A 24469-nucleotide genomic window follows, 5' to 3' on the forward strand; every position below is an offset into this window, starting at 1 on the left:
CTGCTCCTAGTCGCCGTGGCGGTCGCCGTGAATGGCTTCGACCAGGCGCACCGCCTGGGCTTCCATTTCCACCAGAAAATCATCCACACGGGCGCGGAAGTGGCGATAGAAAATCATACTGGGGATCGCCACCACCAAACCGAATGCGGTGTTGTACAAAGCAACAGAAATACCATGCGCCAGCACCCGCGGGTCGGTGCCAGTGGGCGATTGCGAACCGAAAATCTCGATCATGCCGATCACGGTACCCAGCAAACCCAGCAGCGGCGACATGGCGGCAATGGTGCCCAGCGTAGTGAGGTAGCGCTCCAGCTCATGTGCCACAATGCGGCCTTCGTCCTCGATGGCCTCTTTCATCACCTCGCGCGATGCACTGACCTGGCGCAAGCCGGCAGCCAGCAGGCGCCCGAGCGGGGAATGCCCGCGCAGCTCGGCAGCCATATCGCGGCTGGCACCGCCACGGCGCAGCTGCTGCAGGGTTTGCGCCAGCAGCCCTTTGGGCACCACCAGCGCGGCACGCAGGCTGTAAAAGCGCTCGATAGTAATGGTGAGGGAGATAACGGAAGCGATAATGATGGTCCAGATCGGCCAGCCAGCGGCTTCAATGATAGACAGCACGAGGGGATTCTCCCTTGATTGAGCAAGCGTTAAACTTTATCGGGTAGGCGGCAGGGGCGCAACACGATTGCATCACCACCGCAGGTGAGACATTGTCCCAAGTTATGGCGCTAAGTGTCGATTTTTTCTAGGCTTTTACCAAGCATCCACAAAAGCTGTGGATAACTCTGTGGATGAAGTCGGAGCAAGTGTCTATCCCCTTGTAAAAACAAGCCTGCCGCCACATTGCACACAAATTACACGGCACAACTAAGTCATTGTTTTTAAAGATTTTTGATTTTTTCAATTTACCCCACTGCACGCTGCATGCATAAGCAATCAGCCTGTTTTTGTTTTACCCCCCTCTGTGGATGACTTGACAAGCATGTTTTTCGGCGCATCACAAAACGACGTCATCAGCGTCAGCTCGCTCAACCGTATGGCCCGTGACCTGCTGGAAAGCGGCTTGCCGCCCATGTGGATAGGCGGCGAAATTTCTAACCTGACCCTGGCCGCCTCCGGCCATGGCTATTTTTCGCTGAAAGATGCCGGGGCGCAGGTGCGCTGCGTCATGTTCCGTAACAAGTTGGCCGCATTGGGTTTTCGCCTGCAAGAAGGCATGCAGGTAGAGCTGCGCGGCACAGTGACCTTGTACGAAGCAAGGGGCGACTACCAGATCAACGTCGACAGCATGCGCTCGGCGGGCTTGGGCCGGCTGTACGAGGCTTACGAGCGCCTGAAAGCGCAGCTGGAAAAAGAAGGATTGTTCGACAATCAGCGCAAGCAAACCATCCCGGCCAACCCGCGCCGCGTGGGGATTGTCACCTCCCCTGCCGCCGCCGCGCTGCGCGACGTGGTAACGACGCTGCGCCGGCGCATGCCATCCATCGAAGTCATCCTCTACCCCTGCCAGGTACAAGGCCAGACCGCCGCGCAGCAGATTGCCGCCGCCATCGCTGCGGCCAACCGCCGCAACGAGGTAGACGTGCTGATCGTGTGCCGTGGCGGCGGCAGTATCGAAGACCTGTGGGCGTTCAATGAAGAGCCGGTAGCCCGTGCCATCGCCGCCAGCACCCTGCCCGTGGTCAGCGGTGTGGGGCATGAAACCGACTTTACCATTGCCGACTTCGTGGCCGACCGCCGCGCGCCCACCCCGACTGCCGCTGCCGAAATGGTCTCGCCCAGCCGCGATGCCATGCAGCAGCAGCTAGACCTGACACGCCGCCACCTGGCGCGTGCCCTGGGCCGCCTGCTGACCGATAAAACCCAGCGCCTGGACTACCTGGCACGCCGCCTGCAACACCCCGGCGACAAGCTGCGCCGCCAGCAAGCCAGCCTGCAACAGCTGGAAGCCCGCCTGCAACGCAGCCTGCAGCAGGGCCTGCAGCAACGCAACTGGCGCATCAGCAGCCTGCAACACCGCCTGCAACGGCAGCGGCCCGATATCCGCCGCCAGCAAGCCGGGCTACAGCACCAGGCGCAGGCACTGCAGGCCACTATCCACCAGCGCTTGGCACATAGCACGCTGGCACTGGGCCGGCTGGAAGCCACCCTGCTGGCCATGAACCCGGAGGCCGTGCTGGCACGCGGCTACGCCATCGTGCAAAACGCCGCCGGCCAGGTGGTGCGCTCGCCAGGCGAGCTGCAGTTTGGCGAACATGTACAGATTCACCTGGCCGAAGGTGTCACCGGTGCGCGCATCGAACCCCTGCACGGCACGCAAAGCGAGCTGCCCTTCTAAAGCACCGGCACGGTGGCCAGGTGCTTGACGCCCCGCGGTAAATTACCGACGATGGCATGATTCAAACAGCTGTTTCACAACACACACCATGAACCATCGCCTCGCCAAAACCGTATTCAACTTGTGGCCCCCGTTCTGGGGTGCCGGCATCAAGGTGGCGCGCATTGCGCCAGACTGGAAACAGGTAGACGTCCGCCTGCGCCTGGGCCTGACCAACCGCAATTATGTGGGCGTGCACTTTGGCGGCAGCCTGTACGCCATGACCGACCCGTTTTTCATGCTGATGACGCTGAAAAACCTGGGCAATGACTACATCGTGTGGGATAAAGCCGGCCGCGTGGACTACGTCAAGCCTGGCAAGGGCGTCGTGACCGCCCGGTTCCAGATACACGACAGCTGGCTGGACGAAGTCCGCAGCGCCACCGCCAGCGGCGAAAAGTACCTGCCCGAGCTGGAGGTAGACGTGGTGGACAGCCAAGGCGAGCTGGTCGCCAAGGTCCACAAGACACTCTATATACGGCGCAAAAAGAACCGCTAAACCCGCCCGCCGCCGCACCGTGTAATGTGGCGGCTACCAACAGCCGTGCGGCTCGGCACTGACAGGCAAGGCGCGATACAATACTATCTTTGTCAGACCGGTATGCAGCCTGGCCTGCATGCACCACCCGATATTTGCCCGCACGGAAGACATATGAGCAAGGTAACGCCCGTTCTACTGCTGATTCTTGACGGCTTCGGCCATCGCCTGGAAGGCGACGACAACGCCATTCTGGCGGCCAACACCCCGCACTGGGACGCGCTGAAATCGCGTTACCCCTACGGCACCATCGATGCCTCCGAGCACAATGTCGGCCTGCCCGGCGGCCAGTTCGGCAACTCGGAAGTCGGCCACCTCAATATCGGTGCGGGCCGCATCGTGCAGCAGGACATCAGCCGCATCGATTGCGACATCGAAGCCGGCACCTTTGCCAGCAACCCGGTACTGGCACAAGCCATCGCCACCGCCAAAGCCAATAACAGCACCCTGCACCTGATGGGCCTGCAGTCCGATGGCGGCGTACACAGCCACGAAAACCATATCTTCGCGCTGATCCGCGCCGCCGAAGCCGCCGGGGTTGGCCGCATCGCCATCCACGCCTTCCTGGATGGCCGCGACACCCCGCCACGCAGCGCCGAGATCTACCTGCAGCGCCTGCAGGACGTGCTGGCAAGCTGCCCGCACGCCCGTGTAGCCAGCGTCACCGGCCGCTACTGGGCCATGGACCGCGACAAGCGCTGGGAACGCATGGCTGGTGCCTACCGCGCCGTCGTAGAAGGCGAAGGCGAATTCCACGCCGACACCGCCCTGCAAGCCCTGGCTGACGCCTACGCCCGTGACGAAAACGACGAGTTCGTGAAGCCTACCGTTATCGGCGAGCCGCTGAAGATGCTGGACGGCGACGTCGCCGTATTCATGAACTTCCGCGCCGACCGCGCCCGCCAGCTCACCAGCGCGCTGACCGACCCGGCCTTCGACGGCTTTGCCGTACGCCAGCCCAAGTTTGCGCTGTACGCCAGCCTGACCAGCTACGGCGAAGCGTACAAACACCCGGTAGCCTACGCACCGCAAAAAATCAGCAACGGCCTGGGCGAATACCTGGCCGGCCTGGGGCTGAAACAGCTGCGCATTGCCGAAACCGAGAAATACCCGCACGTGACCTACTTCTTCAACGGTGGCGAAGAGCAGGTATACCCTGGCGAAGACCGCATCCTGGTGCCGTCGCCCAAAGTGGCTACCTACGACCTGCAGCCGGAAATGAACGCACCGGAAGTCACCGACAAGATCGTGGCCGCCATCGAAAGCGGCCAGTACGCGGCCATCATCTGCAACTACGCCAACGGCGACATGGTCGGCCACTCCGGCGTGTTTGCCGCCGCCGTGAAAGCGGTCGAGGCGCTGGATAGCTGCGTGCAACGCTGCGTGGACGCCATGCTGGCAGCCGGTGGCGAAGTGCTGATCACCGCCGACCACGGCAACTGCGAGCAGATGTTCGATAACGCCAACCACCAGCCGCACACCCAGCATACCCTGCAAAAAGTGCCGTTCCTGTACGTTGGCCGCCCCGCCACCATCAAGGATGGCGGCGCGCTGCGTGATATTGCCCCATCGCTGCTGGCCATGATGGGCCTTGACCAACCGGCCGAGATGACCGGCCAGTCGCTGATTGCGTTCCAGTGAAAAAACTGTTGTGCCTGACCCTGCTGGCAGGGGCCGTTCATGCGGCCCCTGCCAGCAAGCCGCTGGATCCTGCTGCCCCGCAGCAGGATCTGCAAAGCGTGCGCAAAGCCATTACCACCCTGCAGCAAGACATTGCGCAGAAAGAAGCAGCGCGCCAGCAAACCGCCAGTGCCATCGCCCAGTCCGAAGAAGCCCTGGAAGCCACCCACGAGGCCCTGAATGCACTGGAGCAAAAGCAGGGCAACTCCAGCAGCCAGCTGGAGCAGTACCAGACCGAGCTCTTGGGCATCCGCATGAAGGTGGCCGAAACGCGTCAGCGTGTAGGCAAGCTGCTGGCCAGCACCTACAAACGTGGCCAGCACGACGCCATGAACCTGATGCTGAACCAGGGCGACCCGAACCAGGCCAGCCGCGACCTCACCTACTACACCCATATTTCCCGCGCGCAGCAGGAACTCATCGCCAGGCTGCGCGACCAAGAAATTCAGCTGCAGGCCATTACCGAGCGCCTGGAAGACGAGCTAGTACGCCTGGGGCGCATGTCGGCAGAAAAGGTGCAGCAAAAGCGCCGTATCGAAGCCGCCAAAAACCAGCGCCAGGCGCAGGTCAGCCAGCTGGACGCCAGTATTCGCGCCCAGCAAACCCGCCTGCAACAGCTGAAAGAAGACGAAAAACAACTGACGGTGCTGATTGCGCGCATTAATGCCGAAATCGAACGCCGCCGCCAGGAAGCCATCAAGAAAGCTGCCGCCGCCAAGAAGGCTCGCGAAGAAGCAGCCAGGTTGGCCGCAGAAAAACGCCGCCAGCAGGTAGCCGAGGCTAAGAAGCAAGGCAAAAAACCCCCGCCAGAGCCCAAACAGCCCGCCGTGGAGCGGGTAGATGAGGTGGTAGACGGCAGCGCATCCGGCCGCGCCTTCAAGAGCCTGCAAGGGCGCATGAAGCTGCCGGTATCGGGCGAGATCGCTGGCCGCTTTGGCGCTGCACGCGGCGAAGGCAATAGCTGGAAAGGCCTGTATATCCGCACCGCACCGGGCACCCCGGTACGTGTTGTTGCCGATGGCACGGTAGTCTATGCTGACTGGCTGCGCGGTTTTGGCAACGCCATGATTATCGACCACGGTGGTAACTACCTCACCGTGTATACCGGCTTCTCAGCCATGGCCCGTGGTAACGGCGCCGGCGTGAAGGCGGGTGACGTACTGGGTACCAGCGGCACGATGGAAAGCGGCGAAACCGGCCTTTACTTCGAGCTGCGCTATCTGGGCAGACCCATCAATCCACAATCCTGGGCCCGCTAGGCCAGGCGAGACACTGGACATGACCACACTACGTACACGCAAGATTGCCCTGCTCACCACCGGTGCACTGCTGGGCGGCGCGCTCACCCTCAGCGTGCAAGCTTTTGCCGACAAAAGCGACAGTGTGCTGCCGCTGAACGAAATGCGCACCTTCGTCGAAGTTTTCGGCCGCATCAAGCAGGACTACGTTGAGCCGGTAGAAGACAAGAAACTGATCAACGAAGCCATCAAGGGCATGCTGTCTGGCCTGGACCCGCACTCCGACTACTTTGATCCGCAGGCCTTCAAGGAATTCCGCGAAGGCACGCAGGGCGAGTTTGGCGGCCTGGGTATCGAGATCGGTGCCGAAGACGGCCTGGTAAAAGTTGTCGCCCCAATCGAAGACACACCGGCACAGAAAGCCGGTATCAAGAGCGGTGACCTGATCGTCAAGATCGACGACACCCCGGTACGTGGCCTGTCGCTGAACGATGCGGTAAAACGCATGCGCGGCAAGCCGGGCACCAAAGTAACGCTCACCATCGCCCGCAAAACCGAATCCAAACCACTGGTGTTCACCCTGACCCGTGCCGTGATCCAGACCAAGAGCGTGAAATCACGCCTGCTGGAGCCTGGCTTTGGCTATGTGCGGGTGGCGCAGTTCCAGGAGCACACGGTAGAGAACTTCGCCCAGGCACTGAGCAACCTGTACAAGGAAAACAAGACGCCGCTCAAGGGTATTGTGCTGGACCTGCGTGACGACCCGGGCGGTCTGCTGAACGGTGCGGTCGGCGTCTCCACCGCCTTCCTGCCCAAAGACGCGCTGGTGGTCTACACCGAAGGCCGCGTCGCCGATGCACAAATGCGCCTGTACGCCAACAGCAAATACTACATGCGCGGCAATGCGGCCGACTACTACGCCAAAGCCCCGGCCGAGCTGAAGACCGTGCCGCTGGTGGTACTGGTGAACGGCGGCTCGGCGTCGGCCTCCGAAATCGTGGCGGGCGCGCTGCAAGACCACAAGCGCGCGCTGATCGTGGGCACGCAGACCTTTGGCAAAGGTTCGGTGCAATCGGTACTGCCCCTGTCCAATGAGGGCGGTATCAAGCTCACCACGGCACGTTACTTCACGCCAAGCGGCCGCTCCATTCAGGCCAAAGGCATTACGCCGGACATCATTGCAGAAGATGGCAGCGAAGCCAGCGGCCTGCGCATCCGCGAAGCCGACCTGGAAAAACACCTGAGCAACCCGGCAGGTGAAGACACCGCCCCGGCCGCCAAACCCGCTGCCAGCAAGCCCGCCACGCCGGCGGCCAAACCGGCAGCCAAAGCGGGAGACGACGATAGCAAACCGGTTGACACCCAGCTCAATCAAGCCTTGAATGTATTGAAAGTACAGCAAATCCTGCTGAAAAAAGCGGGTAACTAACGGGCATGCATGGCGTGCCCTAGCGAGGGTACGCCATGCATACCAGCGACCATTTCAAATGCCGTACCCTGCGGCTGGCCAACCCGGCGCATAGCCACCGCGCCGCGGCCCTGTTGGCCGACACCTTCGGCATCCGCACCCGGGCATCGTCGAAGGATGGCCAGCTCACCCTGCTGTACACGCTGCCGCAGCACTCGCTGCTGCAGATGGTTCATTTTCTGGAACAAGCCGGCATCACGCTAGCCCGTCACCCCATCCACCGCCTGCAGTGCCAGCTCGCTTGCTACTGCGAGCAAGTACAGCTGGACAACCTGCACTGCCCAGCCCACGCCACCAAAGGGCGCGAGGCTTTTTCGCACATCTACCAGCAACACCCGCACGGCGACCGAGATGACACCCCCGAGGAGCTGCGGCTGGAAAAATAGCCCTGCGGCCAACCTTGGCAGCGTGTAACACGGCCGCCATATCAGCCTGCCGGCATTCCTGCTAATCTTGCGTTTTTCCGGCCTCTGCTGTTGGAGCTGTGCATGCTGCATCCCGATTTTGTGCTGGCTTTCCGTGAAGCTGCACCTTACATCAACAATTTTCGCGGCAAGACTTTTGTTATTGCCATCAATGGCGAATGCCTGGCACGCGGTAACCTGTACGGCCTGGCGCAAGACATCAACCTGCTGGTAAGCCTGGGGGTACGCATTGTGCTGGTGCATGGTGCCCGCCCGCAGATCGAAGAACAGCTGCGCCTGCGTGGCACCCCGCGCCAGTTTCACCATGGCCGCCGAGTCACCGATGCCCTCACCATGGAAGCGGTAAAGTCGGCGGTAGGCGGCCTGCGCCACGACCTGGAAGCCTTCATGTCCATGGGCATGCCCAATTCCCCCATGCACGGTGCCTGCCTGCGCGTAGCCGGTGGCAACTTTGTCACCGCCCAGCCACTGGGTGTGATCGATGGCGTAGACATGCAGTTCAGCGGCCGCGTACGCAAGATCGACACCGCCGCCATCAACAAGCGGCTGGACCTGGGCGAGCTGGTACTGATGTCGCTGATCGGCTACTCGCCCACCGGCGAAGCCTTCAACATGACCATGGAAGAAGTGGCCTGCCAGACGGCTATCGAGCTGAAAGCCGAAAAGCTGATTTTCATGGTACAGAGCGATGGTCTGGTGGATGCCGACGGCGTGCTGCACAGCGCCATCGCGGCCGAGCAGGCCGAGGCGATTTTCCAGCGCGGTATCGATAGCGAAGAAGTACGCGTCAGCCTGCCCTTCGCCATCCGCGCGACCCGTGAAGGTGTGGTACGTTCGCACCTGGTCAGCCACAACGAAGACGGCGCGCTGCTGGTGGAGCTGTTCACGGATTTTGGTACCGGCACCATGATTGCCCGCGACTCGCTGGTCAAAGTACGCGAGGCCAGCATCGAGGATGTGGGCGATATCCTGGCGCTGATTCGCCCGCTGCAGGAGCAAGGCATTCTGATCAAGCGCAGCCGCGAGCACCTGGAAATGCAGATACGCCAGTACGCGGTACTGGAGCACGACGAGCGTATTTACGGCTGCGTGGCCATGCTGCCGTTCCACGAAGACGGCATGGCCGAGCTAGCCTGCCTGGCCATCAGCCAAGAGCGCCGCAATGCCGGTTTTGGCGACCGCCTGCTGAAGTATGTCGAAGAGCAAGCCCGGCTGTGCGGCCTGAAAAAAGTGTTCATCCTCACCACCCAGACGGCGCACTGGTTTGCCGAACGCGGCTTCCAGCCGGCAACGGTAGACGACCTGCCCGCCGTGCGGCGCGAGCTGTACAACCACAACCGCCGCTCGAAAGTGCTGATCAAGCCGCTGACGGCTTGATCTGGCGCAGCATCCACACTGCGCGCACGGTTGGTTACCCGTCATCTCTGTGACACAATTACTGGCTATCGTGTCTCAACTATTGCAAGGAATGCATCATGGCAAGAATGGTTAACTGCGTTAAGCTCGGCCGCGAAGCCGAAGGTATGGACTTCCCACCGCTGCCCGGCGCCCTGGGTCAGCGCGTTTTCGCCGACGTTTCCAAAGAAGCGTGGCAAGGCTGGCTGCGTTACCAGACCATGCTGATCAATGAAAACCGCCTGAGCCTGGCTGATGCGCGCGCCCGCCAGTATCTGGCTGCCCAGCTGGAAGCCTATTTCTACGGCCAGGGTGCCGACCAGGTTGCCGGCTTTACCCCGCAGCCGTAACAGGACAGCCCTCTGACGAGGGCTTTTTTTGCCTCACCCTTTATCAAAGAAGCATTAATCATGTCCATGCCACACGACAATCTGCTAAACCGCGAGCTGGGTTTGCTCGAATTCAACCGCCGCGTCATGGCGCAGGCTGAAGAAGAATACCTGCCGATTCTGGAGCGGTTGAAGTACCTGTGCATCGTCTCGTCCAATATGGACGAGTTCTACGAAGTGCGCGTGGCCTGGCTGAAAGATGCAGCACAAAACACCCCGGACCGCATTCTGGCCGACGGCAGCACCCCCGCCGAAGCACTGGCCAAGGTGTCGGCCGCGGCGCACGAGCTGGTGCGCGAACAATACCGCCTGCTGCGCGAGGAAATCTTCCCTGCGCTGCGCGCCGACAACATCATTTTCCTGCGCCGTAACGAGTGGGACGCGGCGCAAAAAGCGTGGATCAGCGACTATTTTTTCCGCGAGCTGATGCCCATCCTCACCCCTATCGGCCTGGACCCGTCACACCCCTTCCCTCGCCTGCTCAACAAGAGCCTGAACTTTATCGTGGAGCTGGAAGGCGCCGACGCCTTTGGCCGCGAATCCGGCATTGCCATCGTACAAGCCCCGCGTATCCTGCCGCGTGTCATCAAGCTGCCGGCAGAGTTGGCCGCAGACGGTGCCGATACCTTTGTGTTCCTGTCGTCCATCCTGCACTCCCATGTCCAGGAACTGTTCCCGGGCATGCTGGTAAAAGGCTGCTACCAGTTCCGCGTCACACGTGACAGCGACCTGTCGGTAGACGATGACGACGTGAAAAACCTGCGTACCGCGCTGCAGGGCGAGCTGCGCCAGCGCCAGTACGGCGATGCCGTGCGCCTGGAAATTGCCGATACCTGCCCGGCACACATGGAAGAATTCCTGCTGAACACCTTTGCCCTGCAAAAGCACGATGTGTTCCGCGTAGATGGCCCGGTGAACCTGGTGCGCCTGATGCAGGTGCCCGACTTTGTCGACCGCCCGGAAACCAAGTTCGCCCCGTTCCAGGCCTCGCTACCGGATATCCTGGAAAAGAAAACCCCGCTGTTCGACGCCATCCGCAAGGGTGACATCCTGCTGCATCACCCGTTCCAGACTTTCCAGCCGGTGATCGACCTGCTTACCCAGGCCGCCAGCGACCCGTCTGTCGTGGCGATCAAGATGACGGTATACCGTACCGGCACCGACTCGGTACTGATGGAATCGCTGATTGCCGCCGCGCGCGCCGGCAAGCAGGTCACCGTGGTGGTAGAGCTGATGGCCCGCTTTGACGAAGAAGCCAACATCAGCTGGGCCACACGCCTGGAAGACGCCGGTGCCCACGTGGTGTACGGCGTATTCGGCTACAAGATCCACGCCAAGATGCTACTGGTCGTGCGCCGCGAGGAAGGCCAGCTGCGCCGCTACGTGCACCTGGGTACCGGTAACTACCACCCGCGCACCGCCCGCCTGTACACCGACTTTGGCCTGATGACCTGCAACGAGGAAATCGCCACCGACGTGAACGACCTGTTCGTGCAGATTACCGGCCTGGGCCGCGCCGGCGAGCTAAAGCACCTGTACCAGTCGCCGTTTACCCTGCACAACATGATCACCAGCGCCATCGACCGCGAAATCGAACACGCCCAGGCCGGCAAACCGGCGCAGATCATTGCCAAGATGAACGCCCTGCTGGAGCCACAGGTGATCCGTGCCCTGTACCGCGCCAGCCAGGCCGGGGTAAAAATCACCCTGATCGTGCGTGGCGTTTGCGCACTGCGCCCTGGCGTAGAGGGCTTGTCCGAAAACATCTCGGTGCGCTCCATCGTTGGCCGCTTCCTGGAGCACACCCGCGTGTTCTACTTCTACAACGACAAAGCAGAAAACCTGTTCATTTCCAGCGCCGACTGGATGGGCCGCAACTTCTTCCGCCGTATCGAGACCTGCGTGCCGATTCTGGACGCCAAGCTCAAGCGCCGCGTGATCCGCGAAGGCCTGAAGGTCTATCTGGAAGACAACACCAACGCCTGGGAAATGCAGCAGGATGGCAGCTACCGCCGCCGCGTTGCCCGCGGCAAAGGCCGCTGCGCGCAGGATATCCTGCTGCAGGAATACACCGGCTAAACGCCTGCTGAAGGTTGGCCGCACACGGCGCCCCCGGAACTTCCGGCGGCGCCGTTTTACTTAGTAACTCGACACCAGACAAAGCAGGAACACCAAAGATGACTATCGACTGGAGCTGGGCCGGCTACGCGCTGGCCATCATCATGATACTGGCCGGGCTGGCCGGCACCATTTACCCGGCGCTACCCGGCCTGGCGCTGCTGGGCGGCGGCATGCTGCTGGCGGCCTGGCTAGGGGACTTTGCCAGCGTGGGCAGCACCGCCTTGATCATCATCGGCGTGCTGGCGGTACTGGGTATGGTGATGGAAAACCTGGCCGGCTTTCTGGGGGCACAAAAAAGCGGCGCCAGCCGCCAGGCATTGATCGGTGCGTTTATCGGCGGGCTGGTGGGCATGTTTCTGGGGCTGGTGGGGGCCATCATCGGCCCCATCATTGGCGCGGTTATCGGCGAGCTGAAAGCCCGCCGCACCTTGCAACAAGCAGGCAAGGTGGGCATCGCCACCTTTATCGGCTTTCTGGCCGGCACCGTGATCAAGATCGCCTGCGCCTTTGCCATGCTGGCCGTGTTTCTGGGCGCACTGGTGTTCTAGAACGGCACCGGGCTGTGCAGCTGCAGCAGCGCGCCGCTGTGCGGGTGGCGCAGTTGCAGCGCGCAAGCATGCAGGCACAGCCGTGGCGCCGCCTGCTGCACGGCTGGCGGCGCGTACAGCGTATCGCCCAGCATGGGGTGGCCCAGCGCTTGCATATGCACGCGCAGCTGGTGGGTACGGCCGGTATGCGGGGTAAGCGACACACGGCTGACATCCGCCGCAGCATCGTAGGCCAATAGCTGATAGGCGGTATGCGAGGGCTTGCCGTCCTGCAGATCCACTTTTTGCCGTGGCCGCTGCAGCCAGTCGGCCATCAGCGGCAGCTGGATATCGCCCTGGGCTGGCTGCAGCCGCCCCGCTACCAGCGCCTGGTAGGTTTTCTGCACATCCCGCCCGGCAAAACCAGCCGATAGCTGGCGCTGCATGGCCAGGCCGCGCGCCATCAGCAACAAGCCGGAGGTCGCCATATCCAGCCGGTGTACTACCAGCGCGTCGGGAAAACGCTGCTGCACGCGCAGGCTCAGGCAGTCTTGCCGCGCCTCGCCACGCCCCGGCACCGATAGCAAGCCGGCCGGCTTGTCTACCACCAGCAGGTAGTCGTCCTGGTAGTAGAGCTGCAGCCCGGTATCCGGCGGCGGCGTATAGTCGTCCAGCGTATGTACTGCGCTCATCGGCGGCCAAGGGAAAAGAATGAAGGCGCCGATTATCCGGCATTTCCAGCCAGCCCGGCAAACCCGCATCTTCTATTGAAATACATGACAAACGGCCTCACGCTATACACATCTTACAAATAAACCACAGACACAAGAGAGCCTGCCATGCCAGAACGCTTCTACCTGGATCCTTACCAGACCACCCTCGACACCACGGTAATCAGCCATGACGAGCGCGGCATCGTGCTGGCCGATACGCTGTGCTACCCGCTGGGCGGTGGTCAGCCTGGCGATACGGCCACACTCACCCTGGCCGATGGCAGCACCCTGACCATCACCGATACCCGGCGCGACAAAACCACGCGCGAGATCCTGCACCTGCCTGCCGCGGGTAGCCCGCAGTTGGCCGCAGGCAGTGTCGTGATGCTGCAGCTGGACTGGGCAAGACGCTACCGCCACATGCGCATCCACAGCTGCCTGCATTTGCTGTCTTGCGTGGTGCGCGCGGGCGTCACCGGCGGGAACCTCACCGCAGACAGCGGGCGGCTGGATTTCGATATACTGGAAGGCATGGTGCTGGACGCCGCGCACATCGAGCACGAGCTTAACGCGCTGATTGCGGCCAACCATGCCGTATCGGTGCAGATGACTAGCGGCGAAGCCCTGCGAGCGCAGCCGGAGCTGATCAAGACCATGTCGGTGACCCCGCCGCTGGACTTGCCGGCAATCCGCCTGATTGCCATTGCAGGCGTCGACCTGCAGCCCTGTGGTGGCACGCATGTGCGCCACACCGGTGAAATCGGCCAGGTGGTGGTGAAGAAAATTGAAAGCAAAGGCGCGCGCAACAAGCGCGTCGTAATAGCGCTGGCAGACTAGGGGCCTGGGCGGGCGGCCTAGAAACGCGGCAATGGCACCTTGGCCCAGGCGCTGGCCAGCCGCGTGGTCATGGCGGCAGGCATGCGTGCCGAGCAGGCAAACCACGACACCAGCGGCCCCAGCTCGGGGCCTGGCTCCAGCGTACCCGGTGGCAAGCGCGACAAGGCAGCACGCGTGGCAAACAGCACCCGCACACGCTGTGCCTGCAGCATGGCTACCGCCTCTTGCAGGGATTCGCTGCGCTGCGGCACCGCCATGCCACGCTGCTGCAAGACACTGGCCACCCCTTCGCCAAACACCATGCGCCTCTCTTGCGGTACTTGGGCCAGCGCAGCCAGCGGCAGCACGTCGCCCGGACGGGTAAACATCACCGCCTGCGTCTGCCCCATGGGGTAAACATACTGCATGCTGGCAGGGGGTGGCGCATTGGCCGCCAGCGTCACCGCGGTGCAGGCGTCATCCTGCCGCTGCAATGACTGCAGGATTCTGGGGCGGCTCGCCAGATAAAAATGCAAGCTGATACCGGCATGACTGGCCATATGCTGTAGCAAGTCCACGTACAAACCCGCGGGCTGGCCTGCGCGTTCCTCATAAATGGCGGGAATGGGGGGTAGGTAAAAACGGATGGTATCGGCCATGGCAGGCAGGCAGATAAGCCAAGCCAGGCCAGCGACACAGTGGCGGTATGGCATGCATCCCCCGTACGGTAAGCAGCGCTGGCTTTCAGCATAGTTGGCCGCTACGGCGTCGGGCAGATTTATCGCACTATTCGTCGGCGCACGCGCTTTCGGTGCACGCCAGGCTGTGTACGCTCATGTCCTGCAAACACAGCAGGGTGAGCTGGCGGCCATACACCGCACCGGTATCCACATACAGCACATTATCGCGCTGGCGTGCCAGGCTCACCGGCGTATGCCCGACACACAGCACATCCACGCCAGCCACCCGCGCCCGCTCCTGGCCACGAATGCGCTCACGCGACCAGGTGGCTTCATGCAGCACGGTCTGGCCATTACTGCAGGCCACCCCTTCACCCGAGGCCAGGCGGGCCTGAAACACCACCCAGTCGTCCTCCGGGCAATCCGCATGCACCAGGCCCACCAGCCGGTTGCCCACCGGCAGCTCGATGGCCAGCGGCATGGCGGCAAACACATTACGATAGCGCTGCTGCTGCGATGGGGGCAGGGCCATGAACCACTGGCCGCCGTTACGGGCATAGCGCTCGCGCCAGGCATCGCTGGCGTCGTAATCGATGGCCATTTGCTCGTGATTACCACGCACGGCAAACAGCCACATTTGCGCCAGCCAGTCCAGCACCTGCCACGAGCGCGGGCCGCGATCGATCAAGTCACCCACCGACAACAAGCGGTCGCAGGTGGGGTCAAAATCTACCTGCCCCAGCAGCAATCCGAGGGTGTCAAAGCAACCATGTACGTCGCCCACGACAAAGTCGCGGCCAACAGGATTGGCAGGCAGGCGGCGAAAGGCAGTCAACACATCAGGTAACCGGTAAGCGGGCAGTCTGCCATTATGCCGTCCGCAAAGGCTGTCGTCACCCTGCCAGCCGCGGCCAGGCCAGCGCCTGGTAATCCGGCAAGCCATCCACATAAGGGATGGTTAGCTCGCCCTGCAGCAAAGGGCGTAGATAGCGGGCAAAGGCCGGCGTCATCGACAGACCGTCTGCCGCAATAAAATGTGCCGGCACGGTACGCTCCAGCCCGGCGACTTGCGCCAGAGGCACCGGCACCGCGTGCCAGCCATCGCCCTGACGCTGTAGCCCGGCCATGACGCCCCCTTGCCCGGCCAGCGCCCAGTGTACGCAGGCTGCGCCAGCCTCATAGGCCAGGCGGGCATCGGTGGCCGACGCCAGATGCATGGCCGCGCGCTGCTGGCAGTCCACCAGTGCCACGTGGGCGTGTACACCCAGCGTGTGCTGCAGGCGCTGCGCCAGCCAGGTGCCGGCACCACCCAGCTGTTCGTGGCCGTACACGGCATCAGCGTGCATCTGTGCCACAAAGCGGCCATCGGCCTGACGCAAGCCTTCCGCTACCGCGATGGCGCAATAGCCGTCTTGCTGCAGCCTTTGCTGCACGGCCTGCAGCACACGGGCCTCATCAAAGGCCACTTCCGGCAGCAACACCAGCGGGGCCGGCTCGCCCTCTGCTGCTGCCAGGCTGCATGCTGCGGCCAACCAACCCACGTGCCGGCCCATGGTTTCCATGATAAACACGCGCCCGCGCCCCATACTGCGCATATCGTGCGTGACCTCGCGCAGGCTGCTGGCCAGGTACTTGGCGGCGGATGGAAAGCCAGGGCTGAAGTCGGTGCCTTCCAGATCGTTATCGATGGTTTTGGGCACCCCCAGCGCCAGCAAGGGCAAAGCAAAGCGCTGGGCCAGCTCCCCCAGGCGCAAGGCGGTTTCCATGGAGCCATTGCCGCCGTTGAGCAGCACATAGCCAATATCGAAACGCTGCAGCACCGCCGCCAGCTGCGCCCACTGCGCGGGCGCTTCCTCATACGCCGCCAGCACCTGGCGGCTGGTGCCAAAGCTGGCGCCGGGCAGCCAGCCCAGCCGGCTCACCTGTGCGGGGGTGGCTGCGTTGCAGTCGTACAGCTGGCCGGCCAGCAAGCCAGTCAGGCCGTTGGCCGCCGCGCAGACCGTCACACCTTGTGCGCGTGCTGTTTCAATGACGCCCTGCGCCGAGCTGTTCAGCACGGCGGTAGGGCCGCCGGACTGCAGATAAAGTAAACGCGCCATGCTGGCCTCCCGCTTATCGACAAGACCATTGTAGTACCAGCTGCGGCTAGCGCTTTGCCTTGGCGCAAACCGCTGCCCCCCAAAAGCAAGTTGGCCGCAACCCGGTGCGGGGTGCGGCCAACGTTTACCATGCGGCGAAAGGCGCGTATCAGATATCGACTTCTGCTTCGTTACCTTTGGCTTCCATCCAGCTGCGACGGCTGCTGGCCTCGCCCTTGCCCATCAGCATGATGAACATGTCGCGAGTGGCGGCCAGCGCGCCAGGGCGCACCTGCACGCGCGACAGGCGGCGGGTGTCCGGGTTCATGGTGGTGTCTTTCAGCTGCTCCGGGTTCATCTCGCCCAGACCCTTGAAGCGCGAAATGCTCCAGGCGCTTTCCTTGACACCTTCGCTACGCAGGCGGTCCAGGATGGCGGTCATCTCGCCTTCGTCCAGCGCGTATAGTTTGCGCGGCGGGCGGTTTTTGCCCTGGCCGGGCACGTCTACACGGAACAGCGGCGGCTGGGCAATGTAGATATGGCCCTGCTCGATCAGCTTGGGGAAATGGCGGAAGAACAAGGTGAGCAGCAGTACCTGGATATGCGAGCCATCCACGTCGGCATCAGACAGGATGGCAATCTTGCCGTAGCGCAGGCTGGACAGGTCCGGCGTATCGTCCACGCCGTGCGGGTCCACACCGATAGCCACCGAAATGTCGTGGATTTCGGCATTGGAGAACAACTGGTCCTTGTCGGTTTCCCAGCTGTTCAGCACCTTGCCGCGTAGCGGCAGGATGGCCTGGTATTCTTTGTCGCGCGCCAGCTTGGCCGAGCCTCCGGCCGAGTCGCCCTCTACCAGAAACAGCTCGTTGCGCTCGATGTCTTCGCTTTCGCAGTCGGTGAGTTTGCCGGGCAGCACGGCCACGCCGGAGCCTTTTTTCTTCTCGACCTTTTTCACCGACTTCAAGCGGCTTTGCGCCTGGCGGATAGCCAGCTCAGCAATACGCTTGCCGGCTTCCACGTGCTGGTTCAGCCACAGCTCTACCGGGTCGCGTGCCAGGCTGGAAATCAGCTTCAACGCATCACGGCTGGTAAGTTTGTCCTTGGTCTGGCCCTGGAATTGCGGGTCCAGCACACGGGCGGACAGCACAAAGCGCACGCGGCTCCACACGTCTTCGGCCATCAGCTTCACGCCGCGCGGCAGCAGGTTGTGGTGGTCGATAAAGCTTTTTACCGCTTCGAACACGCCAGCGCGCAAGCCAGCCTCGTGCGTACCGCCGCTAGGGGTGGGGATCAGGTTCACATAGCTTTCGCCGCTGGCGCCATCCTCGAACCACGCCATGGCCCATTGTACGCCTTCGCCACGGGCGAACTGTTCGTGGTCGTCGCCAATGTAGGCTTCGCCGGAAAACAGCGGTGCAACCGGCTCGTCGTCGCCGCACAGCTCGGACAGGTAGCTTTTCAGGCCTTCGGGGTACTGCCATACCTTGACTTCGTCGCCGCTGGGGCGCTCGATGGTGAGCGTTACCGCCACGCCAGGCAGCAATACCGCCTTGGCGCGCAGCAGGCGCTCCAGCTCGGGCATGGAATAGCGCGGGCTTTCAAAGTATTTGCCATCCGGCCATACGCGCACGCGGGTGCCGCTGGTGCGCGGGCCGCAGTCGCCGATACGCGCCAAGGGTTCGATCACGTCGCCACCGGCAAACACCAGCTTGTGCACACCGCCCTCGCGTTTGACTTCTACCTCCAGCCGGGTGGACAGTGCATTGGTCACCGACACGCCTACGCCGTGCAGGCCGCCGGAAAACGCGTAGGCGCCACCGTCTTTCTTGTTGAATTTGCCGCCCGCGTGCAGGCGGGTGAATACCAGCTCCACCACCGGCACGCCTTCTTGCGGGTGCAGGCCCACAGGAATGCCACGGCCGTCGTCCTCTACCGTCAGCGAGCCGTCCAGGTGCACGGTAACGGCAATCTTGCGGGCAAAGCCACCCAGCGCCTCATCGGCGGCATTATCGATGACTTCCTGGCAGATATGGGTCGGGTCGGTGGTGCGGGTATACATGCCTGGCCGCTCTTTTACCGGCTCCAGCCCCTTGAGTACCCGTACCGAGGATTCGTCGTAATTCTGTTGTGTCATGTGTCTGTCAGTGTGATGCACGGCGCAGCAGCGCCGCGAGTTGTTGATTGTGGCGGGCGGCCAGTAAGCGCTGCGCCAGAATGGCACCGCAGAGCGCCAGGAACATATCCCACTGGGTATCCCACGGGTCGCCCTGCGTGGCCAGAAAGGCGTCGGCACCCGCCCCAAGGGCGAGGGCGGCCCACCATTCGATCAATTCGTAGAGTGCCGAGAAGGCCAGGCAGAAACAGGTGGCCAGAAACGCCAGCCAACGCCCCTGCAGGCCGGTACCGCGATGAATCACCTCACGCGCCAGAATGGCGGGAAAGAAGCCCTGCGCCAGGTGGCCGATGCGGTCGTAGTGGTTGCGGCTAAAGTCAAACGCATCCTGCAGCCAGAAGCCCAGCGGCGTGAGCGCGTAGGTATAGTGCGCGCCCACCAGCAGAATCACCGCATGCAGCGCCATGGCCCATGCGGCCAACCTGGTCCACGGGTAACGGCCCCAGCACAGCCAGGCCAGCGGCAGGCCGATCAACGCCGGGATGGCTTCCATCCACCAGGTGGTGATATCCGCAGGCTGCCAGGCAGACCAGGCAGCAACAACGGCCACGCCTGCAAAAGCAGTGCGTGGCCGTGGCAAATGTTGTGTCGTCAAGCCTTAGCCCTCGTCTGGCTGCCGGGTCGTGTCTTGCGCGATACGCGCCAGATAGTCACCACGGCTTTCGATCCCTTTCAGGAAACGGGTCAGCTCGGTGAGCGCCCGCTCGTAGACGTCTTTCTTGAATTCGATCACCGCATCAACCGGCGCCCAGTAGTCGTTCCAGCGCCAGCCGTCAAACTCAGGGTGATTGGTTGCACGAAGGCATACATCGCAATCCCGGCCTACCAGTTTCAGCAAGAACCAGATCTGCTTTTGCCCGCGATAGCTACCGCGCCATTCACGGCGCACCCAGTTGGTGGGTACATCGTAGCGCAGCCAGTCGCGGGTGCGACCCAGTATCTTGACGTGTTGTGGCAGCAAGCCCACTTCTTCCAGCAGCTCGCGATACATCGCGGCTTCAGGGCTCTCGCCAGGTTTGATGCCTCCTTGCGGAAACTGCCACGAGTGCTCGCGCACCCGCTTGCCCCAGAACACCTCATGCTTGCCATTGATGAGGATGATTCCGACATTGGGGCGGTATCCGTCCCGGTCCAGCATGGAAAAACCTGCAATATCGTTAGTTGGCTCGATTTTTGCACATTTCGGCCGCGCACGCCACGCGCTACCGTGGCGGGCACGTCACATACCCGCATCTATCACGCCGCGTTCGTTAAATATAATTGACGAATAGCCACAATATCGAATAAAAAAATAAACATTCAATCTTTGCAAGGCTGCGACATGCGTCACACCCTTACCCTGTGCACCCTGCGCATTCCTTGCAATGTGTCCCTGGGGGTCTTCGAGCAGCCGCTCAGCGCCGCCGGCAACCCTGCCGCCATGCCTGCACGCTACTCTGCCAACCCTTTACGGACACCTCATCATGACGACCCTGCTGCACTGGCTGCGTGAGCACGCCATTACCCACATCGAATGCCTCATCCCCGACCTGAATGCCCAAGCCCGCGGCAAGCTGGTACCGGTTACCCATTACCCGGCCGAAGGTGAACTGCGCTTTCCCCAGGTCAGCCTGATACAAAGCTGGATGGGCGAGCCACAGCAACAGCTGGTGCCCGAGACCGACCCGGACCTGCGGCTGATTCCCGACCTGGCCACACGCTGCATCAAACCGGGTACCGGGCGCCGCATCGCCCAGCTGATACACGATTGCCATAGTGAAGACGGCACCCTACTGCAAACCGCCCCGCGTAGCGTACTGAAACGTGTACTGGCGCGTTTTGAAGCACTGGGCTTTACACCTATCGTGGCACCAGAAATCGAGTTTTACCTGCTGGATGCACAAGGCCAGCAGCATGAAACTGTCGGGCCGGCCTATGCGGTAGATCATAGTGCCCGGCATGAAGCCTTTTTTGCCGCGCTGGAACAAGCCTGCCACCAGCAAGGCATTGCCACCGATACGCTACTGCACGAAGTCGGCAGCGGCCAGTACGAGCTCAACCTGCAGCACGGCCCGGCGCTGGCGCTGGCCGACCAGGTGTTTTTGCTCAAGCGCACCCTGCGCCAGCTAGCCAGTGCACACGGCCTGCAGGCCTGCTTCATGGCCAAGCCCTTTCCCGGCCAGCCCGGCAGCGCCATGCACATTCACCAAAGCCTGCTGGATAGCCAAGGCCGGAATGCCTTCACCCAGCCGGATAGCAGCGAACACCCGCGCTTTCATCATTACATTGGCGGCCTGCAACGCTACCTGCCGCAAGCCATGCTACTGTTTGCGGCCAACCCTAACGCCTACCGTCGGCTATGCGCCCATAGCGCTGCGCCCATCAATGTGGAATGGGGCTACGATAACCGTACCTGCGGCCTGCGCGTGCCGGTTTGCCACCCGCAGGCACGACGCGTAGAGAACCGCCTGCCCGGTATTGATGCCAACCCCTATCTGGCCATGGCCGCCACACTGGCCTGCGGTTTGCTTGGTATGGAGCAAGCATGCGAGGCCACGCAGCCACGGTCAGATAGCGCCTATCAACACGCTGCCACCTTACCGGGCTCGCAGCAGGAAGCCATGCAGACGTTTACACATGCCCATGACCTGCATGCGCTACTCGGGCTGGATTTCGCCAAGGTATTCCTGGCGCTAAAACAGGTAGAACACCAACACTTCCAGCAGCAAGTTACCGCGTGGGAATGGCAATATCTGGCACCACAAGCATAGTTCGGCAGATTTTGTGCGCGGGGAGGGTCGGGAATGGTTGAGCATTTTCCCGCGCCGGTTTTTAATGGACACCACGGCAAGACTAACGTTGTCATGATGAGATAAGCAGACTAACTGCAAGGAGAACCTGATGAAGAAATCAACCCTTACCCTGGCTATCAGCCTGGCCCTAACCGCCGCCTCTGGCAGCGCCCTGGCAGCAGGTAAAGAGCTGAACGTATACAACTGGTCGGACTATATTGCCGAATCCACCTTGCCGAACTTCCAGAAAGCCACCGGCATCAAGGTGCGTTACGATGTCTATGACAGCAACGAAATCCTGCAAGCCAAAATGCTGACCGGCAAGTCTGGCTATGATCTGGTACACCCTTCCAATACCTTCCTGGCCAAACAGATCCAGGCAGGCCTTTACCAGCCGGTGAACAAGGCCAAAATCCCGAACTACAAAGACCTGGACCCGGAGCTGATGAAGCTCATGACCCAGTTTGACCCGGGCAACCAGTTCGCCATCCCGTACTTCTGGGGCATGAACACCATCGGCATCAACAGCGATAAAGTCAGCAAGGCGCTGGGTGGCAAACTGCCGGCCAACGAATGGGACCTGCTGTTCAAACAGGAAAACGTTTCCAAGCTGAAAAGCTGCGGCGTGAGCATGCTGGACTCTGCAGCAGAAGTCTTCCCGGTAGTGCTGCACTACATGGGTAAAAACCCGGCCAGTACCAACGAAGCCGACTACAAAGCCGCCGCTGCGCTGCTGAAACCTCTGCGCCCCTTCATCACCCGCTTCTCCTCATCGGGCTATATCAACGAGCTTTCCGGTGGCTCGCTGTGTCTGGTGCTGGGCTACGGCGGTGACCTGAACATCGCCAAGACCCGTGCAGAAGAAGCCAAAAATGGTGTCAAAGTCCAACCGCTGGTACCCAAAGCCGGCGTAGGCATCTGGATCGACAGCATGGTCATCCCCAAAGACGCCAAAAACGTCGACAACGCCCTCACCTACATCAACTACGTGCTGGACCCGAAAGTGTCGGCCGCCAATGCCAACACTGTCACCTACGCACCGGGTAGCCTGGCTGCACGCCAGTTCATCGACAAAAAACACCTGGCCAACCCGTCCATCTTCCCGGGCAAAGACGTCGTGTCCAAGAGCTTCGTAATGCCAAGCATGGATGCCAAAACACAGCGCCTGACCACACGCCTGTGGCAGGAATTCAAGACCGGTAAATAAGCCAGACCCCGCCAGAAGCCAAAGCCCCTGCGCAACATGCACAGGGGCTTTTTATTACATCGAAAAACTGCAGGGCAACAGCGCATCCTGCATGTAAAACCAGTTCACTTCTGCAGCACTGGTGGTACGATGCGCTAATCGCATCAATACGCACACACACGCCTCATGCTGTTTTTTCCGCCAACCGATCCACTGCGATCCCTGCCTGGCATCACACTGCATCCGGACGCCGTCAGCATTCTGCACAGCGCTGCCGACTACCGCGAACAGCTGCTTGCCCTGATTCGCCAGGCCCGCCATCGCATTCATCTTTGCGCACTTTACCTGCAAGAAGACGAAGGTGGCAAACTCATTCTGGATGCACTGTGCGCGGCCGCTACGGCCAACCCTGCGCTGGATATCCGGGTCTTTGTCGACGCCCACCGCGCCCGGCGCGGCCTCATCGGCCATGGCAAGCAAGAAGGCAATGCCGGCTGGTATCGCCAGCGCGCCCAGGCCCAGCCTCAAGACAACCTGGCCATTTACGGCGTACCCGTACAGACACGCGAGCTATTCGGCGTGATGCACCTCAAAGGCTACGTCATTGACGACACCGTGCTGTACAGCGGCGCCAGCCTGAACAATGTCTACCTGCATGTAGGCGACAAGTACCGTTTTGACCGCTACCACCTGATAAACAGCGCCCACCTAGCCAACGTACTGTCTGGCTATATGCTAGACACCCTGGCCGCCAACCCGGCAGTCATACGCCTGGATCAAGCCATTACGCAAGACAAAGCACAGCAAAACCGGGCAACACGACAGCTGCGCAAGACTCTGGCGCAAAGCCGTTATCAGGTAATCCCTCAGCACGACAGCACAACCGGACTGCAAGTATTCCCCATCTGCGGCGTAGGCAAAAACAACCCGTTCAACAAGGTACTGGAGAATCTGCTGTACAGCGCCAAGCGGCAAATCAGCATCTGCACCCCCTACTTCAACTTGCCACGCCCCCTGCTCAAAGCCATCGACAAGGCCCTGGCGCGTCAGGTAAAGGTAGAAATCATCGTAGGTGACAAAACCGCCAACGACTTCTACATTCCCCCCAGCGAGCCCTTTAAAGTCATTGGCGGCCTGCCCTACCTGTATGAAATGAACCTGCGCCGCTTTGCCAAACAGCACCAAGCGGCCATACAGGCCGGCCTGCTCACTCTGCGGCTCTGGCGACACCATGAAAACAGCTATCATCTGAAAGGGCTGTGGATAGACCAGCACCTGCAGCTGATTACCGGTAACAACCTGAACCCGCGCGCCTTCCGCCTGGACCTGGAAAATGGCCTGTTGCTACACGACCCGCTAGGCCAGCTGGCGACGATGACCGCAGAAGAGCTCAACAATATCCGCCATCACACCCAAATTGTCAGCCACTATCAACAGCTGGAAAAGCTGCAGCACTACCCCGAAAAAGTACGCAAGCTGCTCAGCCGGCTAAACCGTTTCCGGCTGGATAAACTGTTCCACAGGCTACTCTGAAGGCCACGTAAAAAGCCCGCACAAGCGGGCTTTTTTATTGACTGGGCTGGGAGCGACCCGTAGCCCGGCATAAGCCGCAGGCGCATCCGGGGGGCGGCCGTAGGCCGGCGGGGGTGGGTGGCGTGGTGGGCGGGGGTTGTTGTCAGGTATCGGTTGAGGCAGCGATGTTGCGGCCAACGTTGGCCGCAGGGCGGGGGTTTTCACGATGGCCATCCGCCATTGCAAAGCACAACTGCAAAGCACAAAGCCCAGCTCGTGTGAGCTGGGCTTCGGTATCGGGCGTCTGGCGGTGTCCTACTTTCACACAGGTATCTGCACTATCATCGGCGCTGAGGCGTTTCACGGTCCTGTTCGGAAT

23 protein-coding genes are annotated in these 24469 nt (G+C 61.6%); 15 read left to right on the forward strand and 8 right to left on the reverse strand.

What is annotated here, in order from left to right; translation table 11 throughout:
• Window positions 1–6: 6 nt before the first annotated feature.
• A complete protein-coding gene (locus tag ACZ9XP_RS02465; RefSeq protein ID WP_147684483.1) occupies window positions 7–618 on the reverse strand; it encodes a MotA/TolQ/ExbB proton channel family protein in 612 nt (203 codons plus the stop codon).
• Window positions 619–982: 364 nt separating this feature from the next.
• Between ACZ9XP_RS02465 and xseA the strand changes: the two genes are divergently transcribed.
• The 10 genes from xseA (at window position 983) to ACZ9XP_RS02515 (ending at window position 12179) form a co-directional block, all read left to right on the forward strand.
• Window positions 983–2338, forward strand: a complete 1356-nt coding sequence (gene xseA, locus ACZ9XP_RS02470; RefSeq protein ID WP_465187927.1) for an exodeoxyribonuclease VII large subunit — start codon at window positions 983–985, stop codon at window positions 2336–2338.
• Window positions 2339–2426: 88 nt separating this feature from the next.
• The gene (locus ACZ9XP_RS02475; RefSeq protein ID WP_438698064.1) at window positions 2427–2876 is read left to right on the forward strand and encodes a DUF4442 domain-containing protein; all 450 of its coding nucleotides are present in this window, start codon (window positions 2427–2429) and stop codon (window positions 2874–2876) included.
• Between the two features lie 153 nt (window positions 2877–3029).
• Window positions 3030–4556, forward strand: a complete 1527-nt coding sequence (gene gpmI / locus ACZ9XP_RS02480) for a 2,3-bisphosphoglycerate-independent phosphoglycerate mutase (protein ID WP_465187928.1) — start codon at window positions 3030–3032, stop codon at window positions 4554–4556.
• Complete coding sequence (locus ACZ9XP_RS02485; RefSeq protein WP_465187929.1) at window positions 4553–5854, forward strand: murein hydrolase activator EnvC family protein; 1302 nt, start codon at window positions 4553–4555, stop codon at window positions 5852–5854. Before gpmI ends, ACZ9XP_RS02485 begins: the two co-directional genes overlap by 4 nt.
• Before the next feature lie 19 nt (window positions 5855–5873).
• Window positions 5874–7262 carry a S41 family peptidase gene (locus ACZ9XP_RS02490; RefSeq protein ID WP_465187930.1) on the forward strand — a complete coding sequence of 463 codons (1389 nt, stop codon included), beginning with the start codon at window positions 5874–5876 and terminating at the stop codon, window positions 7260–7262.
• A gap of 35 nt (window positions 7263–7297) precedes the next feature.
• Window positions 7298–7687 carry a hypothetical protein gene (locus ACZ9XP_RS02495; RefSeq protein ID WP_465187931.1) on the forward strand — a complete coding sequence of 130 codons (390 nt, stop codon included), beginning with the start codon at window positions 7298–7300 and terminating at the stop codon, window positions 7685–7687.
• A gap of 102 nt (window positions 7688–7789) precedes the next feature.
• A complete protein-coding gene (gene argA, locus ACZ9XP_RS02500; protein ID WP_147684490.1) occupies window positions 7790–9103 on the forward strand; it encodes an amino-acid N-acetyltransferase in 1314 nt (437 codons plus the stop codon).
• A gap of 98 nt (window positions 9104–9201) precedes the next feature.
• Window positions 9202–9471, forward strand: a complete 270-nt coding sequence (locus ACZ9XP_RS02505) for an oxidative damage protection protein (protein WP_026107604.1) — start codon at window positions 9202–9204, stop codon at window positions 9469–9471.
• 60 nt (window positions 9472–9531) lie between these two features.
• Entirely contained in the window at window positions 9532–11589 is a 2058-nt protein-coding gene (gene ppk1, locus ACZ9XP_RS02510) for a polyphosphate kinase 1 (RefSeq protein ID WP_147684491.1), read from the forward strand.
• A 98-nt stretch (window positions 11590–11687) separates the two neighbouring features.
• The gene (locus ACZ9XP_RS02515) at window positions 11688–12179 is read left to right on the forward strand and encodes a DUF456 domain-containing protein (RefSeq protein ID WP_147684492.1); all 492 of its coding nucleotides are present in this window, start codon (window positions 11688–11690) and stop codon (window positions 12177–12179) included.
• Here the strand turns inward: ACZ9XP_RS02515 and ACZ9XP_RS02520 are convergent.
• Window positions 12176–12850: a pseudouridine synthase gene (locus ACZ9XP_RS02520; protein WP_465187932.1), complete on the reverse strand. Its 675-nt coding sequence runs from the start codon at window positions 12848–12850 to the stop codon at window positions 12176–12178. The two genes, ACZ9XP_RS02515 and ACZ9XP_RS02520, sit on opposite strands and share 4 nt — an antisense overlap.
• A 147-nt stretch (window positions 12851–12997) precedes the next feature.
• Here ACZ9XP_RS02520 and ACZ9XP_RS02525 point away from each other — a divergent pair, with 147 nt between their 5' ends.
• A complete protein-coding gene (locus ACZ9XP_RS02525; protein WP_465187933.1) occupies window positions 12998–13708 on the forward strand; it encodes an alanyl-tRNA editing protein in 711 nt (236 codons plus the stop codon).
• 17 nt (window positions 13709–13725) lie between these two features.
• Here ACZ9XP_RS02525 and ACZ9XP_RS02530 read toward each other — a convergent pair whose 3' ends face one another.
• The 6 genes from ACZ9XP_RS02530 to ACZ9XP_RS02555 all read right to left on the reverse strand — a co-directional run bounded on the left by ACZ9XP_RS02530 (window position 13726) and on the right by ACZ9XP_RS02555 (window position 19759).
• Window positions 13726–14346, reverse strand: coding sequence for a hypothetical protein (locus ACZ9XP_RS02530; RefSeq protein ID WP_465187934.1), 621 nt, complete (start codon window positions 14344–14346; stop codon window positions 13726–13728).
• Between the two features lie 127 nt (window positions 14347–14473).
• The gene (locus ACZ9XP_RS02535; RefSeq protein ID WP_465187935.1) at window positions 14474–15205 is read right to left on the reverse strand and encodes a metallophosphoesterase; all 732 of its coding nucleotides are present in this window, start codon (window positions 15203–15205) and stop codon (window positions 14474–14476) included.
• 55 nt (window positions 15206–15260) lie between these two features.
• Window positions 15261–16466, reverse strand: a complete 1206-nt coding sequence (locus tag ACZ9XP_RS02540; RefSeq protein ID WP_465187936.1) for a diphosphate--fructose-6-phosphate 1-phosphotransferase — start codon at window positions 16464–16466, stop codon at window positions 15261–15263.
• Between the two features lie 148 nt (window positions 16467–16614).
• Window positions 16615–18582, reverse strand: coding sequence for a DNA topoisomerase IV subunit B (gene parE / locus ACZ9XP_RS02545; RefSeq protein WP_438698727.1), 1968 nt, complete (start codon window positions 18580–18582; stop codon window positions 16615–16617).
• 7 nt (window positions 18583–18589) lie between these two features.
• The gene (locus ACZ9XP_RS02550) at window positions 18590–19216 is read right to left on the reverse strand and encodes a DUF2238 domain-containing protein (RefSeq protein ID WP_465187937.1); all 627 of its coding nucleotides are present in this window, start codon (window positions 19214–19216) and stop codon (window positions 18590–18592) included.
• A gap of 3 nt (window positions 19217–19219) precedes the next feature.
• Complete coding sequence (locus ACZ9XP_RS02555; protein WP_147684504.1) at window positions 19220–19759, reverse strand: RNA pyrophosphohydrolase; 540 nt, start codon at window positions 19757–19759, stop codon at window positions 19220–19222.
• 183 nt (window positions 19760–19942) lie between these two features.
• On the opposite strand from ACZ9XP_RS02555, the gene ACZ9XP_RS02560 reads away from it, so the two are divergent.
• The 4 genes from ACZ9XP_RS02560 to pssA all read left to right on the forward strand — a co-directional run bounded on the left by ACZ9XP_RS02560 (window position 19943) and on the right by pssA (window position 24111).
• On the forward strand, window positions 19943–20113 hold the full coding sequence (locus ACZ9XP_RS02560; protein WP_438697827.1) for a hypothetical protein: 171 nt from the start codon (window positions 19943–19945) through the stop codon (window positions 20111–20113).
• On the forward strand, window positions 20085–21371 hold the full coding sequence (locus ACZ9XP_RS02565; RefSeq protein WP_465187938.1) for a glutamine synthetase family protein: 1287 nt from the start codon (window positions 20085–20087) through the stop codon (window positions 21369–21371). Before ACZ9XP_RS02560 ends, ACZ9XP_RS02565 begins: the two co-directional genes overlap by 29 nt.
• A 130-nt stretch (window positions 21372–21501) precedes the next feature.
• Entirely contained in the window at window positions 21502–22599 is a 1098-nt protein-coding gene (locus tag ACZ9XP_RS02570) for a polyamine ABC transporter substrate-binding protein (protein ID WP_147684506.1), read from the forward strand.
• 165 nt (window positions 22600–22764) lie between these two features.
• Window positions 22765–24111, forward strand: a complete 1347-nt coding sequence (gene pssA / locus ACZ9XP_RS02575) for a CDP-diacylglycerol--serine O-phosphatidyltransferase (RefSeq protein ID WP_147684508.1) — start codon at window positions 22765–22767, stop codon at window positions 24109–24111.
• Window positions 24112–24469 lie beyond the last annotated feature (358 nt).

It is taken from the genome of Vogesella perlucida (assembly GCF_979366545.1).

Bases quoted from the DNA above. Each gene is read 5' to 3' on its own strand.
- xseA (WP_465187927.1), top strand. From the start codon at position 983: ATGTTTTTCGGCGCATCACAAAACGACGTCATCAGCGTCAGCTCGCTC.
- ACZ9XP_RS02475 (WP_438698064.1), top strand. From the start codon at position 2,427: ATGAACCATCGCCTCGCCAAAACCGTATTCAACTTGTGGCCCCCGTTC.
- gpmI (WP_465187928.1), top strand. From the start codon at position 3,030: ATGAGCAAGGTAACGCCCGTTCTACTGCTGATTCTTGACGGCTTCGGC.
- ACZ9XP_RS02490 (WP_465187930.1), top strand. From the start codon at position 5,874: ATGACCACACTACGTACACGCAAGATTGCCCTGCTCACCACCGGTGCA.
- ACZ9XP_RS02495 (WP_465187931.1), top strand. From the start codon at position 7,298: ATGCATACCAGCGACCATTTCAAATGCCGTACCCTGCGGCTGGCCAAC.
- argA (WP_147684490.1), top strand. From the start codon at position 7,790: ATGCTGCATCCCGATTTTGTGCTGGCTTTCCGTGAAGCTGCACCTTAC.
- ACZ9XP_RS02505 (WP_026107604.1), top strand. From the start codon at position 9,202: ATGGCAAGAATGGTTAACTGCGTTAAGCTCGGCCGCGAAGCCGAAGGT.
- ppk1 (WP_147684491.1), top strand. From the start codon at position 9,532: ATGTCCATGCCACACGACAATCTGCTAAACCGCGAGCTGGGTTTGCTC.
- ACZ9XP_RS02515 (WP_147684492.1), top strand. From the start codon at position 11,688: ATGACTATCGACTGGAGCTGGGCCGGCTACGCGCTGGCCATCATCATG.
- ACZ9XP_RS02520 (WP_465187932.1), bottom strand. From the start codon at position 12,850: ATGAGCGCAGTACATACGCTGGACGACTATACGCCGCCGCCGGATACC.
- ACZ9XP_RS02525 (WP_465187933.1), top strand. From the start codon at position 12,998: ATGCCAGAACGCTTCTACCTGGATCCTTACCAGACCACCCTCGACACC.
- ACZ9XP_RS02530 (WP_465187934.1), bottom strand. From the start codon at position 14,346: ATGGCCGATACCATCCGTTTTTACCTACCCCCCATTCCCGCCATTTAT.
- ACZ9XP_RS02540 (WP_465187936.1), bottom strand. From the start codon at position 16,466: ATGGCGCGTTTACTTTATCTGCAGTCCGGCGGCCCTACCGCCGTGCTG.
- parE (WP_438698727.1), bottom strand. From the start codon at position 18,582: ATGACACAACAGAATTACGACGAATCCTCGGTACGGGTACTCAAGGGG.
- ACZ9XP_RS02555 (WP_147684504.1), bottom strand. From the start codon at position 19,759: ATGCTGGACCGGGACGGATACCGCCCCAATGTCGGAATCATCCTCATC.
- ACZ9XP_RS02560 (WP_438697827.1), top strand. From the start codon at position 19,943: ATGCGTCACACCCTTACCCTGTGCACCCTGCGCATTCCTTGCAATGTG.
- ACZ9XP_RS02565 (WP_465187938.1), top strand. From the start codon at position 20,085: ATGACGACCCTGCTGCACTGGCTGCGTGAGCACGCCATTACCCACATC.
- ACZ9XP_RS02570 (WP_147684506.1), top strand. From the start codon at position 21,502: ATGAAGAAATCAACCCTTACCCTGGCTATCAGCCTGGCCCTAACCGCC.
- pssA (WP_147684508.1), top strand. From the start codon at position 22,765: ATGCTGTTTTTTCCGCCAACCGATCCACTGCGATCCCTGCCTGGCATC.